Source organism: Lyngbya aestuarii BL J (genome assembly GCF_000478195.2).
Taxonomy (GTDB): Bacteria; Cyanobacteriota; Cyanobacteriia; order Cyanobacteriales; family Microcoleaceae; genus Capilliphycus; species Capilliphycus aestuarii.
Map to the genome: position 1 here is coordinate 19,340 of NZ_AUZM01000038.1, position 12,947 is coordinate 32,286.

The 12,947-nt window shown below is 40.8% G+C and carries 14 protein-coding genes; 6 read left to right on the plus strand and 8 right to left on the minus strand.

All coding sequences use genetic code 11. The features are described from left to right. Positions 1–35 precede the first annotated feature (35 nt). On the minus strand, positions 36–554 hold the full coding sequence (psbQ, locus tag M595_RS16260; protein ID WP_023067417.1) for a photosystem II protein PsbQ: 519 nt from the start codon (positions 552–554) through the stop codon (positions 36–38). A gap of 75 nt (positions 555–629) precedes the next feature. Further along, positions 630–1,415: an SDR family NAD(P)-dependent oxidoreductase gene (locus M595_RS16265; RefSeq protein WP_023067433.1), complete on the minus strand. Its 786-nt coding sequence runs from the start codon at positions 1,413–1,415 to the stop codon at positions 630–632. Positions 1,416–1,533: 118 nt separating this feature from the next. Between M595_RS16265 and M595_RS16270 the strand changes: the two genes are divergently transcribed. The 3 genes from M595_RS16270 to M595_RS16280 all read left to right on the plus strand — a co-directional run bounded on the left by M595_RS16270 (position 1,534) and on the right by M595_RS16280 (position 3,465). Further along, a complete protein-coding gene (locus M595_RS16270) occupies positions 1,534–2,160 on the plus strand; it encodes a class I SAM-dependent methyltransferase (protein WP_023067413.1) in 627 nt (208 codons plus the stop codon). A 111-nt stretch (positions 2,161–2,271) separates the two neighbouring features. After that, positions 2,272–2,865, plus strand: coding sequence for a CHAP domain-containing protein (locus M595_RS16275; RefSeq protein WP_023067418.1), 594 nt, complete (start codon positions 2,272–2,274; stop codon positions 2,863–2,865). A gap of 24 nt (positions 2,866–2,889) precedes the next feature. Beyond that, the gene (locus M595_RS16280) at positions 2,890–3,465 is read left to right on the plus strand and encodes a DUF924 family protein (protein ID WP_023067465.1); all 576 of its coding nucleotides are present in this window, start codon (positions 2,890–2,892) and stop codon (positions 3,463–3,465) included. A 9-nt stretch (positions 3,466–3,474) separates the two neighbouring features. Here M595_RS16280 and hpsL read toward each other — a convergent pair whose 3' ends face one another. The 5 genes from hpsL to ftsH form a co-directional block, all read right to left on the minus strand. After that, a complete protein-coding gene (gene hpsL, locus M595_RS16285; RefSeq protein ID WP_023067423.1) occupies positions 3,475–5,121 on the minus strand; it encodes a hormogonium polysaccharide biosynthesis protein HpsL in 1,647 nt (548 codons plus the stop codon). Between the two features lie 43 nt (positions 5,122–5,164). After that, positions 5,165–5,380, minus strand: a complete 216-nt coding sequence (locus tag M595_RS16290; RefSeq protein ID WP_023067467.1) for a hypothetical protein — start codon at positions 5,378–5,380, stop codon at positions 5,165–5,167. Further along, on the minus strand, positions 5,370–5,558 hold the full coding sequence (locus M595_RS16295) for a hypothetical protein (protein ID WP_023067443.1): 189 nt from the start codon (positions 5,556–5,558) through the stop codon (positions 5,370–5,372). Before M595_RS16295 ends, M595_RS16290 begins: the two co-directional genes overlap by 11 nt. A gap of 59 nt (positions 5,559–5,617) precedes the next feature. Next, entirely contained in the window at positions 5,618–6,016 is a 399-nt protein-coding gene (locus tag M595_RS16300) for an MAPEG family protein (protein WP_023067445.1), read from the minus strand. Between the two features lie 93 nt (positions 6,017–6,109). Further along, positions 6,110–7,966: an ATP-dependent zinc metalloprotease FtsH gene (gene ftsH, locus M595_RS16305; protein WP_152983587.1), complete on the minus strand. Its 1,857-nt coding sequence runs from the start codon at positions 7,964–7,966 to the stop codon at positions 6,110–6,112. A 395-nt stretch (positions 7,967–8,361) separates the two neighbouring features. Between ftsH and M595_RS16310 the strand changes: the two genes are divergently transcribed. Beyond that, the gene (locus M595_RS16310; protein WP_023067448.1) at positions 8,362–9,783 is read left to right on the plus strand and encodes a sodium/proline symporter; all 1,422 of its coding nucleotides are present in this window, start codon (positions 8,362–8,364) and stop codon (positions 9,781–9,783) included. A 7-nt stretch (positions 9,784–9,790) separates the two neighbouring features. Here the strand turns inward: M595_RS16310 and M595_RS16315 are convergent, their stop codons facing one another. Beyond that, positions 9,791–11,146, minus strand: a complete 1,356-nt coding sequence (locus tag M595_RS16315; protein ID WP_023067414.1) for a MurL C-terminal domain-containing protein — start codon at positions 11,144–11,146, stop codon at positions 9,791–9,793. Positions 11,147–11,287: 141 nt separating this feature from the next. On the opposite strand from M595_RS16315, the gene M595_RS16320 reads away from it, so the two are divergent. Together M595_RS16320 and M595_RS16325 are read left to right on the plus strand one after the other, a co-directional pair. Beyond that, a complete protein-coding gene (locus M595_RS16320) occupies positions 11,288–11,782 on the plus strand; it encodes a DUF427 domain-containing protein (protein ID WP_023067444.1) in 495 nt (164 codons plus the stop codon). Positions 11,783–12,014: 232 nt separating this feature from the next. Then, positions 12,015–12,941 (plus strand): hypothetical protein, encoded by a 927-nt coding sequence (locus tag M595_RS16325; RefSeq protein ID WP_023067441.1) that lies wholly within the window; start codon positions 12,015–12,017, stop codon positions 12,939–12,941. Positions 12,942–12,947: the final 6 nt, after the last annotated feature.

Here is a 12,947-nt window from a genome sequence, read left to right on the forward strand (position 1 = left end):
CAATACTCATCTGCGGCTAACCGTTTAATTACACTTTAGGCTTGAGGAACTTGAGGAACTAAATCCAAGAAAGCATTCAGATCTTCTAATGCAGCTTGATAGCTAGAAGCAGCTAAAGGTTTATTTGCTTTTTCTGCGGCTTCACCCACCTGAAGCAAATCTTCAAACACTTCTCGGGCTAATTTCCGAGCGGGAGGTTGATCATTGGGTAGGAGATTTTTAGTTAAATAGTTCATCTCCTGAAGCAGAGATCCTAACGGCCCATGAACAAAATTATCGACCTCAACCCATTTACGGTTATTAATGTAGGCTGGTAATTCACTGGTCATGCGATCGCGTAACTCTAGGATATCAGATTGATAGCCCTGAATTTGTTGAAGTTGAGCATTGCTGTAAGTGGGAGGTTCTTTCACTTCTGGAGAACCACAACTGACGATAAATGCCATGACAAACGCCAATAGGCAAGCGAGAATAGAACGATAACGTTTCATAGCTCGAATTCTGATTAATGTGACATCCTCTACCCGATCTATTGTTACAGAAATTGCGATCATAGTGAACACCCGAGACTTGATCAGGCAATAGTAACCGAGAGGGAAATTCATCAACTGTCTCCACTCGTGAACTAACTATTTTGGGGTTTTAAACTGTTTCCCCACTAAACTGACCACCATCTCTCTAGGAATAAAGCGTGAGATATTGGCGATAATATGATTTCCAAAGCCGCCTGTCACGAGGGTAGACTGATTTTTCTCTAACGCCTGGAGTGCATCTTTAACCACCGACTCCGCCGGAACGAGGTCTTTTTTATTACCACTTCCCAACGTCGAAGGAAATTCAGCCGTTTCAAAAAAGTTAGATTCTGTAGGCCCCGGACAAAGTGCTAAAATATGAAGGCCTGCATCTTTATTTTCTGCCCATAATGCCTCACTAAAATGCAGAACAAAAGCTTTTGTGGCTGAGTAGATCGACATATAGGGAATGGGTTGATAGGCTGCAATTGAAGCAACATTGATGATTGATCCTGAACGTCGTTGTCTCATCGGAGTTAAAAACAAATGGCTGAGTTCAACTAACGCGGTAATATTGAGTTGGATCATTTTTACCTGTTTTTGAAGATCCCGTTCCGCAAAAGGGCCATAATCTCCAAAACCTGCATTATTGATCAACAGGTCAATTGTGATTCCTTTTTGAGTCACCTCGTCAAAAACGGCTTGGGTTGCTCCGGGTTCAGTCAGATCTTTGGCAATGACTTCGGCTTGGATTTGGTATTTTTCTTGGAGTTGTTGGGCGAGTCCGTCGAGTTTATCTTTTGAACGCGCCACTAAAACGACGTTGGTTTGACGGGAAGCCAACTCTTGAGCAAACTTTTCACCAATTCCAAAGGAAGCACCTGTAATTAATGCAGTTTTCATTTTTCTTTTATCGTTAGGAGGTTAGCTATTACAAATTTTTACACTTTAGATATTAACACTCTGAGAATTAAACGGATTTATCCAAAGAAAGAATTTAAACAAATAAGAGAAAAATACAATGACAGAAACATTCTTAAGAAACAAACAATGGTTTTTTGATCGTTGGGCACCGAGTTACGACTGTTTGCTGACAACGGTCTTTTATCAAGCCGTTCACAAGCGGTTGTTAGAATACGCCTCCCTTCCAAATCAGGCGAATATTCTCGATCTCGGTTGTGGAACAGGTCGGTTATTGGATCGCCTCGCCAAACAATTTCCAACAGTGACAGCAACCGGACTCGATCTTTCCGATGAGATGATTTTGCAAGCCCAATCCCGGAATATTTACCCCCAACGTCTGACATTTATAACCGGAAATGTGGAGTCATTACCTTTTGTAGAACATCAGTTTGATGCAGTATTCTGTACGATTAGTTTTTTACATTATCCTCATCCTCAATTGGTTTTTGAACAAATTAACCGGGTTTTGCATCCAGGTGGATACTTTTTTTTAGCAGACTATAGCGCAAATGATTCAACTCGCCAAGCCCAAGTTCCCATTTCTCCAGGAGGGTTAAGGTTTTACAGTCGATCGCAACGGGCAGAATTTGGTCAAAATGTTGGATGGTCTTGTGTCGGTCATTATCATTTGTTGGGGCCAATTTTGCTGACTAAATTTCAGAAGTGTAAGGTCGAAAATCACTAAGTATTAAGACTTTGAGAAAAACGGATAAAACTGTGGTAAAACAAAAAGAATAGTTTAAACTAGATATTCTATATTCCTTACCTTTTCACTTAAACAATAGGAGAGTCTTCAATGACCAGTCCAGCTCGTGTTGTTCAAATCGCAGCAAATGAAGTTGGATATACTGAATATCCCTCCGGTAGCAATACCACTAAGTATGGTCAATGGTACGGAATGAATCATGTTCCTTGGTGTGCAATTTTTGTCTCCTATTGCTTTGATCAAGCCGGGATTTATTTACCGATTCGGACTCCGAAAGGGTTTGCATATTGTCCCGATGGGGTGCGATGGTTTCAAAACCAAAGTCAGTGGTATTCTCAACCTCAAGTGGGGGATTTGGTGTTTTATTGTTGGCGAGGGGATGGGGTTGCCGATCATATTGGTATTGTCGAGTCGGTGAATTCTGATGGTAGTATTATTAGTATTGAAGGAAATACAGCGATCGGTAATGATTCTAATGGCGGAGAAGTGATGCGACGACGGCGTGATCCTTGGTCGTTTTTAGGGTTTGGTCGTCCTTATGCAATTGTGCAACCTGTTCCTCAACTCAAGAAGGAAAAAGAAACAACAAATTCACCCCAAAAACCCGATGAAGGAACAAAAACCGCACCTGATTATCATACTCGCTTAGTTAATCAATTGTTAGGGAAAGAAAAAGTAAATTAACGTTGAATTATTAACTCAGAATCAATGTTGAGAGAGGCAGAAATTTTAGCGTTCTGGTTTGGAAGTCCTGAACATTCAAATTATGGAAAACCTCGTAAAGTTTGGTTTCAAAAAAATCCCGAGTTTGATGCACAAATCAGAAGCCATTTTTTAGCAGATTACGAGTTAGCCGCACAAGGTAAACTTGAGCATTGGAAAGCATCACCCGAGAGTTGTTTAGCGTTGATTTTGCTTTTAGATCAATTTCCCCGGAACTTATTTCGAGGTCAGCCTGAAGCATTTGCGACAGATACTCAAGCTTTAGAAGTTGCTAAATACGCAGTAAGTCAAGGGTTTGATCTGCAACTTTTACCTGTACAACGGTGGTTTATTTATTTACCTTTTGAACATAGTGAAAATTTAGCAGATCAAGAAAAAGCGGTCGAGTTAACCCATAAATTAAGTGATGATCCTGATAGCAAATCATCGATAGATTATGCCATTCGTCACCGGGAAGTGATCAAAAAATTTGGGCGTTTTCCCCATCGCAACTCGATTTTAGGACGGGAAAGCACATCGGAAGAAAAAGAGTTTTTAGAACAGCCCGGATCTTCTTTTTGATCTCTAGAATTAATCGACTTGAGAGGGTGAGAGTTGTGAGATTTGTTGATCCATTTCTTCTGCCATCGCTAAAGTTTTGATTTCCTCTCGTTCGAGATGGGGTAACTTCAATAATACCCCCGCAAAAAACCAATAATAAACCGCAACCGGATCGGTATCAAGAGGATACCAATAGGAATTATAACTAATCAGAAAAATCAACACCCAGAAAATTACACCATAACCCCGTAAACTGTGATCTTGAACTTGATGATAAGCCCTAAACCCTTGAAAAGTTAGAGTTGTGACCACCGCAAAAAAGGCAATTACTCCCAACGGCCCAATTTCATAAAGTAACTTTGGATAGTAGGTTTCAACCAGTTTGGTATCCCCCAACGCACGCGCCGAATTTGTCGCCCGTCCTAAACCATTTCCCAAAGCGCCTTGATGTTTTCTTACCGTCCATTCAGCTTGTTCGGTGACAAATTCTGTAGGTGGAGAAGCATTCCAACGAGACACCAGACTCTCTAAGCGTTGGGCAATAATACTGGGAAAAAATAAATGAGTTCCCCCCATAAATAAAACAATTCCTAATAAAATAATCACTAAGCGTTTGAGTTGAGGAATGTGACTGGTAGCAATAACCAAGACAATAATAATAACTGGAACCCCTAATAAAGCGGTACGTTGACCACAAAGAATAGCATTGAGTACCACCAGAGATAAAGACAACCAGCCTGCTATCCGCCAGTAGAGTTTTGGATCACTAAATGCGGTGGCAAAGCAGAAAAAACTACTTGAAATTAAAAACCAAGCCCAATGCCAAGGAGCTACAAATGTACCGGGCAAACGAATAAAGTTATTTGCGGGATAATAGCCTAATGCTCCCCCAACTAAACATTTTCGTTGAAGGTTAGCTCGCAGTAGTAAATGATCTGGAAGTCCTGTATTATCAGGGCATTTACCTGTGACCACTAACCAATACTGAATGATTCCCAAAACACAGCAAATAATCGCCAAAACTACCTGCAAACGAGTTAGAAAATGAAGTTCTTCTCGATTTCTAATCAGGACATAAGCACAGAGAATCAGGGGAATATATCCCATCAAGACTTTCAAACCAAAAATCCCCATTAATAAAGGCTGTCCACCCGGATTAGAACTCAATTGTTGTCCGCCATTGACGTAGAAGAATGTCAACAAAGCAATTGCCAATAAGCTCAACAACGGTATTTTTAATGACTTGGGAATAATCAGGGGTAAATGTTGTTTTCTTGCGGTTTGAATCAGGGCAATCAAGGCGGGAAAATACAAGCCATCTTTTGCTAAGTGAAAAATCGGATGATCGTTACCAATCCAGTAAGCAATGGTTCCGGCAAAGGGGATATAAATGAGGAAAATCCACAGGGCTTGGCGAGGATATCGGTAAGAAAACGTAATACAAAAAATGGCAGCGATCGCCACAAAAATTTGACCGATAGAGTTCCCATTTCCAAACATAAAACAAGCCACGAGAAAAGAGAATCCAATTACCCAGAAAATTAAAGGAATTTTATGCAGTATTTCGGGGTTTTGATCCTCAAAATCATTCTCAAAATCATTCTCATCATGATGACTTACAGAGTCTAAAAAATTCTGTGACTGAGAGGGTGGGGGTTGGTTTTGGGGAGTTGACATGGAAGCACTCTGGTTATCAGTAAAATAACTAAAACTCAACCATTCACCGCATTTGAAATTCGGTGTGTGCGGTTGAGTCAATTCCCGACTCAAGTTCTCCTTGCCAAATTTTCTGAACTTTTATCTGCTGCTCTAGGGAAAGCCGATCATAAGCTTGCAGAATTTCTTGATGAGTATGATCAACAATTAATGCCTTTAGTTGAGCGGGGGTTTGAGCCTTTAAGAGGGCAATTTTCAGAACATCAAGCTTAGTGGTCATTTTGATTGGTTTGGGTTCGGAGCGGGTTGGGATTTTCTGTTGAGTCACAGTCTGGGGAAGCTTGATTTTCCGGTTGAGATTGTTCGAGCTTTTGTTGCCATTTTAGCAACTGTTGATACATTTTTTCGTTGACTTGAAAGAGGGGATCTTCTGTGGAATTTTGCTCAGACATTTTCATGCTTGATCTCCACTCAAAATTGACGGGTACAGTAATTGAATCTTAACTTTTGATTTTGACTACACTAAAGGTTGAACGAGAGGTAAAAGAATTCCAACTAACGAGCCTCCGAGTAAAGTAAAAAGAGTCAGACTGCCGATCGCAAAACCCAGAATTCGTTTTTCAGCCGCTTGATAGTAACCCCAAGCATAGACAATGCGCCCAACCACCCAAACTGCGCCAAGACCTGCGCCCCAAACTGGGCTAATAAACTCTGAAAATAGCCATAAGGCGGGTAAGAAAAGAACAAGTTGTTCTAAAGTATTTTGTTGAACTCGGACAACCCGCTCAAAATTGGGATCTCCACTCATTTGCGGTGGCATGATCTTATATTTAGCTCGGGATCGACCGACATTAATAGTTAAAACCAAATAGACCAGTAGAGCGATCGCAGTGACGAGACTCGGCCAAGGTGACATCAGAACCCCCTTGTTGAATTACTGTTTTCTCTCCCTATGCTAACCCCTCACAGTCGTCTTGGAGAAAGAATTTTAACAAGGAGGTTGCTGATTTTAACCGCGAGTTTGAGTCAGTTGCTTTTCGGGGAGAGTTGTATATTCAGAAACAAGGCGGCGGAATTCATCCCCTTCGATGGTTTCTCGTTCGAGAAGTAAATCAACGAGTTGATCAATTAACCCCCGATTTTCCTGGATGATTTGACAAGCTCTGTTGTAACAGTCAAAAGCAATTTCACGAACTTTTTGATCGATTTGAGTTGCCACTTTTTCAGAATATTCTGACTGAGCCGGCCATCCCCGTCCGAGAAACACTTCTCCGTTGGGACTTTCTAACGAAAGTGGCCCCAAGTCAGACATTCCATACCGAGTCACCATTTCCCGAGCTAAATTAGTCACTCGTTGGATATCGTTACTCGCCCCGACAGTAATTTCTGAATCCCCAAAGATCACGTCTTCTGAGGCTCGTCCCCCCAAAGCAATCGTGATTTGATCAATCAACCAAGCCCGGGTATACAAACCGCTATCAACCATCTCTTCATTAAACATTTGTTGGGCAAAGCCTCCGACCCCACCCGAACGAGGAATAATCGTGACTTTGTTGAGCGGATCGGAGTTTTCCAACACCGTCATCAATAGAGCGTGTCCGATTTCATGGTAAGCAATCAGCCGTTTTTTCTTACTATCGAGTAAGGGGGCTAAAGATAAACCAATGGTAATCCGATCAACTGCATCATCAATTTCCCCCAGAGAAATCGCCTCTTTCCGACGACGAGCGGTGAGAATTGCCGCTTCATTTAATAAGTTTGCCAGATCCGCCCCCGAGAAGCCCGGAGTCCGACGAGCGATCGCTTCTAAGGAAACATCTTCATCAAGTTTTTTATTGCGAGCGTGAACTTGTAAAATACCTAAACGACCGTTATAGCTAGGTAAATCAACGATCACCTGTCGGTCAAAACGACCCGGACGCAATAAAGCAGTATCTAGAACATCAGGACGGTTTGTGGCGGCAATGATAATAATCCCTGTATTGCCTTCAAAACCATCCATTTCGGTGAGTAACTGGTTGAGGGTTTGTTCGCGTTCGTCGTTGCCTCCGCCAATTCCTGCCCCTCGCTGACGGCCTACCGCATCAATTTCATCGATGAAGACAATACAAGGAGAGTTTTCTTTGGCTTTTCTAAATAGATCTCGAACTCGCGAAGCGCCCACCCCGACAAACATTTCCACAAATTCCGAACCCGAAATACTGAAGAACGGAACCCCCGCTTCTCCGGCGATCGCTTTAGCGAGCAGGGTTTTTCCGGTTCCAGGCGGGCCGACGAGCAGAACGCCTTTGGGAATTTTGGCGCCGATGGCGGTAAAGCGTTCGGGTTGTTTCAAGAAGGTGACCACTTCCTGCAATTCTTCCTTGGCTTCTTGAATTCCAGCCACATCATCAAACAAAATCCCCGTCTTGGCTTCCATTTGAAATTTTGCTCGGGATTTGCCAAAATTCATCGCCTGTCCAGAGGCTTGAGTGGAACGACGGAGAATCATCAGCAAAAATGCCAAGACGACAAAAATCACCAATAAGTTGACAATTAACCCCATTGCCGCACTATTATCAGCGGTGGGTGTCACTTCGTAACCAACGTTTTGCGTGCGGACTGCCTGCAACAGTTCGGGGTTGCGGTCAAACAACCGGACAACGTAGGGAGAATCACCGTCTTCACCCCCTTTGAGTGTAACTTTAGCAATTTGTCGAGCGGGATCTTCTTCGATACGTTCGACTTCCCCCGCCTCAATTTTTTGCAAGAGTTCACTGTATTCTAGGGATTTTGGTGTGTTATCGGCGAGGGCAGGGGTTCCCAAGAGTATCCCTTGAGCAATCATCCAACTGCCCAAAATTCGCCATAGGTGTCGGTTTGTCATGGATCGAACTGTGAAAGCACCAGTCGCAAGCTGTTCTTTCCATACTTGTCTCCAGCGGCTTTTCATATTTGGTGTGCCTTTTTTCGGTGTTGCTATTACGTCATCAATTATGGGGGTGTAAATATCAGTGTAGCGTTCTCTGGCGGTCAGGGTTTTGTAAAGTCTCAATTTCGGTTAGGATCTTTGAGTTGAGTCAATGGGCAACTTGGGATCTAAGTTAAAGTGAGAAAGCAAACAAAATCTGATGTTCATCACTCACTCGATCTTAACTTTCCGGCGATTTCTTGATTTTCCCTTAAGTCAGCCTTTGGATTAACATTATAGGCGGAGACGAAAACAGATTGGTTCTGCTCAATTGTTCTTGAAGTTAGTCGATGATCACTTATTTAAAGCTTATGTCAGATCAAACTACTATTGCCATTTGTTTTATTATTTTTCTGTTGTTATTTGCTGGAGTCGGCATTTATTCGGCTACTCAAAAACAAGATAATACTCGTGATTATCTACTCGCGGGTCGTCATGTTAACCCCTGGCTTACCGGACTTTCAGCCTTTGCAACGGCTCACAGTGGCGGGATGTTCATTAGTATGATTGGCTTTACCTATCAAGCGGGTATTTCCTCTATGTGGCTACTCATCGGATGGTTTCTCGGAGATTATCTGGCTTGGTTTATTGTTCACAAACAATTGCGAGAAGTGTCTGAAGAAAATGACTCAGAAACCATTGGTTCTTTTTTAAATAATAACCCTAAAGGAAATCAATCTATTGCGGTTATTTCTGCTGTTATTACTATCCTGTTTCTCGGTGCCTATGCAGCCGCTCAACTGATCGCGGGAGGGAAAGCCCTTCATGCTGTTTTCGGTTGGGACTATTCCCTCGGAATTATTGTCGGAGCCATTATAGTTGTTTTATACTGTTTTTCGGGCGGAATTCGAGCCTCGATTTGGACGGATGCGGTGCAGTCTGTGGTGATGATGTTTTCCATGTTAGGGTTGTTAGTTATTTCGATAGCAGCTTGTGGAGGAATGGGAGAACTTTGGTCAAAACTTGAACAGATTGATCCCTCTTTAATTAGTCTTGTTCCTCCTAATCTTCAGTTTGGATTTGGGCTATTTTTACTTAGTTGGTTATGTGCAGGTTTTGGAGTGGTGGGTCAACCCCATATTATGGTACGAGCGATGGCACTAGACTCCTCCAAGAATATGGCATTAACCCGCAATATTTATGCCGTTTTGTATTTTATTTTTTCCACCGCTACTATTGGCGTTGCACTCGCCGCTAGAATTCTAATTCCTGATTTAATGACGAATGGAGATCCAGAATTAGCCCTTCCTCAAATGGCAATTAAACTGTTACCTGCGGTTTGGGTCGGCGTGATTTTAGCGGGATTATTTTCGGCGGTTGTTTCGACTGCTGATTCTCAAATTTTATCCTGTTCGGCGGCTTTAAGTCAAGATATTTTTCCCCAAACGGCTCACTCCTATAAATTTGCAAAACTCGCAACTTTAGTTGTTACTTTCATTATCCTTACCATTGCTTTAGGAAGTAATAAAAATATGTTTGCTTTGGGTGTTTTTGCTTGGTCTGCACTGGCTGCTGGTTTAGGGCCATTACTGGTTTTAAGAGCTTGGAAACGTCCGGTGAGTTCAGGTGTAGGAGTGGCGATGATGATTACTGGAATTACCGTTGCAGCAGTTTGGAATGGAGTCTTAGGACTCTCTAATTCGATTTATGAAGTGTTACCCGGAATGGTCGCAGGTTTCTTGGTTTATGGAGGTTCTTTACTATTTATACAAAAACCAGAAAGCTCTGTCTAAACCTCCTCTAAAGTTGATTAACAATTCCCTGAAAAATGTTATCGGGGATAGCGTGTTCACTCTCATATACTCGGTTATACTTGTCTTCTAATGTTTGCCAATCAATCGTTAAATCCGACAAAACCTCCCGAACAAATACATCCATTGCTAGACCAGACAACCCTTTTTCTAGACATTTTTTCATCGCCAACCGACTCTCATTAATTTCACCAATACATTCAAAAGGGGTATGTTCTGCAAGTCCTAGCATTTGTCTAAAAATGGGAAGTAAATCAGGATCATCAAATAGATTATTCTGAAACACAGCATCAACAACATTCGGTTCAAAGTTCGCCATCAAACCCAACCAAACATAAGCACATTTTGGACATTTTTTGCACCAAGGTTTCTGAATATTACAAGAATGAAGACTGGGTAAAACTTCGGGATAGCGACTCAAATTTTTAAAAATGCGGTAATCATAAAGCGGTTGTAAAATGCTAAAATAAGTAAAATTATCCAGTAAATTGTCTCTAATAAATTGATTAATTATTCTTTCGGCTTCGTATCCTTTCCCCCATTGGTGGTTAACTTCTTGACCAAGTTCTGCTGAAAATAAATTTCCAGTATTTGCACTTTTTTCGTGAGCTAGACTTAAATATTGATAGTCAAAATTCAACATCAAAATCAAAGACTCAAAAATAGAAACAGGGGTTTCAGGAACCGTAATTCCCGACAGATGAGGACAATAAAGCTGTACAAAAGGATAGTCAACAAAATCATCAAAAATCGAGATTTTATGAGCATTTATCGGCTGAACGTGTTGCAGAACATTATCAATCAATTTATGTTGTAAATCAGCTTTTCCATAAACACTGTGAGAATACTGCATTGATGCAAAGGTCAGGTTAGAGTCTTCTAACAGTTTCATTGCTAAAAAGCTATCTTTCCCCCCACCACAACCTGCTAATACTGTCGGGTTTTCACCCCGAATTTTTAGGGGTTTTTTTTCTGTTAAGTCTTGATTATAAACTAAAACCGCTCCCGAATAATTCGTCATTTGGTTTTCATATAAATTTTGAGCAAATACCCCGCGATAAATTTGATTAAACAGTTTTGGTGTTTGAGGTGAAAGCCACTCAGCAATTACAGAAATATCAAATTTTTTAGGATACAGAGAACAAAATTTCATTCCCTCAAACAAGGCAATATAAGCAACAAATCGATGAATTGTTTCGGCTGAATATCGTTGAATTAAAAAATCCAAAGAGACATCGTGATAAAAAATTTTCGTTGAGAACTGAAATTCATCAATACCATACAATATTTCTAAATGATGGTCTTGAATCTTGACGGTGAGAATTTTAACAGTTTCGATTTGCATTATTTTTTTAGTTTAAAGTTTAACTGATTGTCTGAAAATCATAGAATATGACTCTCAAGTTTAAAAGCATAAAAATAGAACTTAAGTTATAATTCTAAGACGATAACAGTTTAGAAAACCTAAAGTCAAGCATCTGTTCAAATGAGACCACAACGAATTCCTCCGCAACCCGGTCAAGAGTCTGTTTGGGACTATCCCCGTCCCGCAATTTGCGAAGATGTCAGTCAACCCATTAAAATCATCTTTAATGGTGAAGTTATCGCAGACACTAAAAACGCAAAACGAGTTTTAGAAACCAGTCATCCTCCCACCTACTATATCCCCGCAGACGATATTAAACTAGAGTATTTGATTGAAACATCTCGAATAACAATGTGTGAATGGAAAGGACGCTGTGTTTATTCTGATATTAAGGTAGGCGATAAACACGTCCGTCAAGCGGCTTGGCGTTACTTTGAACCGACACCTAATTTTGTTTCCATTAAAGACTGTTATAGCTTCTATGCAAGTCTGATGGATGCTTGTTATGTCGGTGATGAACTCGTTCAACCCCAAGCGGGTGACTTCTATGGCGGTTGGGTAACTAAAAATATTGTTGGCCCGTTTAAAGGTGGCCCCGGAACAATGGGTTGGTAAGTTGATTTTACCCTAATATTTTACCCGAATTTTCATCCCTTTTAACCTCTCCCCCAACCCCTCTCAACCCCCACCAACCTCCCCCTACAGGGGGAGGCTATTTTTTACTAATTTTATAGGTTTAATTAAAGTTCCGTAAATCTACGGATGCTTAATGAGAATCTAACGAGTATCTTAGAGTTATCGGTTAATTTATCTAACTTTATAAATTTTGCTTCCAGGAGTTTAACTCATGCTTGGATGGATATTTGGCGGCTTGGTTAGAAAGCTAGAACGTTCGACGAAAAAAGTAGAACGAGATTTTGTTGATCGTTCGGCTAAGAAGTTAAATAAACTCGCCAATAATATTGATTACATCGTCGCCAAACGAACCGATAAAGTAACGGAAAAAATAGAAAAACTTGAAACGAGAACCGTTAATGATATTGACAATATTATAAATAAAGCCGATGAAAAAGTCAAGGAAAACCTGCGAGAAATTGATCGCATTCGTCGGGAAACTATCGAAGAAGTCAACCAGACCATTAAAAAAACCGATTATTATCTTGAAAACCGGATAAATCAAATCTCGTTAGTGGTGATGGAATCAATCGTTGAAGCGAAAGGTTTAATTCGAGATGTTGAATTATTGGAAACTCAAGTTTTCAATGATGCGAGTTATTTTATCGACCAAATCGAAGAAATAGTCGATAAAACCATCGAACAAGTTCGTGGAGAATTACGGCGACACAGTGCAGAATTAATTCCTAATCCTTTTGATCCCTGTCGTCAAAAATTAGGGTTGGGATTAAAACCAGGTTTTCAGTTATCAGATATTGAATATTATCGGTTGATAGAATGTTATGAACTAACGAAATTAACCCCAACTACTCCCGTACAAACCATTATTGAAACCTACGGTCAACTTCAACTGAATGCAGCCAGAATGGTTGCTTTAACACGGAAAGCACCGGAGTTAAGAAAATTCGCCGTTGAAGATTGGTTAAAGTATGGAGTGTTGTGTCAATTTTGGAGTAATACTATCAAAATTTATGATTCAACCGAGTTAGAAATTGAGTCTTCTCCCTCACAACAACAGTTAAATTATCAAGACATCAAAACACAAGTTTTTCAATCATTTTCAAACTTCCAGCAAATGTTTTCTAAACCAACTGAATAAGTTTAG

Bases quoted from the DNA above. Each gene is read 5' to 3' on its own strand.
- psbQ (WP_023067417.1), bottom strand. From the start codon at position 554: ATGATCGCAATTTCTGTAACAATAGATCGGGTAGAGGATGTCACATTA.
- M595_RS16265 (WP_023067433.1), bottom strand. From the start codon at position 1,415: ATGAAAACTGCATTAATTACAGGTGCTTCCTTTGGAATTGGTGAAAAG.
- M595_RS16270 (WP_023067413.1), top strand. From the start codon at position 1,534: ATGACAGAAACATTCTTAAGAAACAAACAATGGTTTTTTGATCGTTGG.
- M595_RS16275 (WP_023067418.1), top strand. From the start codon at position 2,272: ATGACCAGTCCAGCTCGTGTTGTTCAAATCGCAGCAAATGAAGTTGGA.
- M595_RS16280 (WP_023067465.1), top strand. From the start codon at position 2,890: ATGTTGAGAGAGGCAGAAATTTTAGCGTTCTGGTTTGGAAGTCCTGAA.
- hpsL (WP_023067423.1), bottom strand. From the start codon at position 5,121: ATGTCAACTCCCCAAAACCAACCCCCACCCTCTCAGTCACAGAATTTT.
- M595_RS16290 (WP_023067467.1), bottom strand. From the start codon at position 5,380: ATGACCACTAAGCTTGATGTTCTGAAAATTGCCCTCTTAAAGGCTCAA.
- M595_RS16295 (WP_023067443.1), bottom strand. From the start codon at position 5,558: ATGAAAATGTCTGAGCAAAATTCCACAGAAGATCCCCTCTTTCAAGTC.
- M595_RS16300 (WP_023067445.1), bottom strand. From the start codon at position 6,016: ATGTCACCTTGGCCGAGTCTCGTCACTGCGATCGCTCTACTGGTCTAT.
- ftsH (WP_152983587.1), bottom strand. From the start codon at position 7,966: ATGACAAACCGACACCTATGGCGAATTTTGGGCAGTTGGATGATTGCT.
- M595_RS16310 (WP_023067448.1), top strand. From the start codon at position 8,362: ATGTCAGATCAAACTACTATTGCCATTTGTTTTATTATTTTTCTGTTG.
- M595_RS16315 (WP_023067414.1), bottom strand. From the start codon at position 11,146: ATGCAAATCGAAACTGTTAAAATTCTCACCGTCAAGATTCAAGACCAT.
- M595_RS16320 (WP_023067444.1), top strand. From the start codon at position 11,288: ATGAGACCACAACGAATTCCTCCGCAACCCGGTCAAGAGTCTGTTTGG.
- M595_RS16325 (WP_023067441.1), top strand. From the start codon at position 12,015: ATGCTTGGATGGATATTTGGCGGCTTGGTTAGAAAGCTAGAACGTTCG.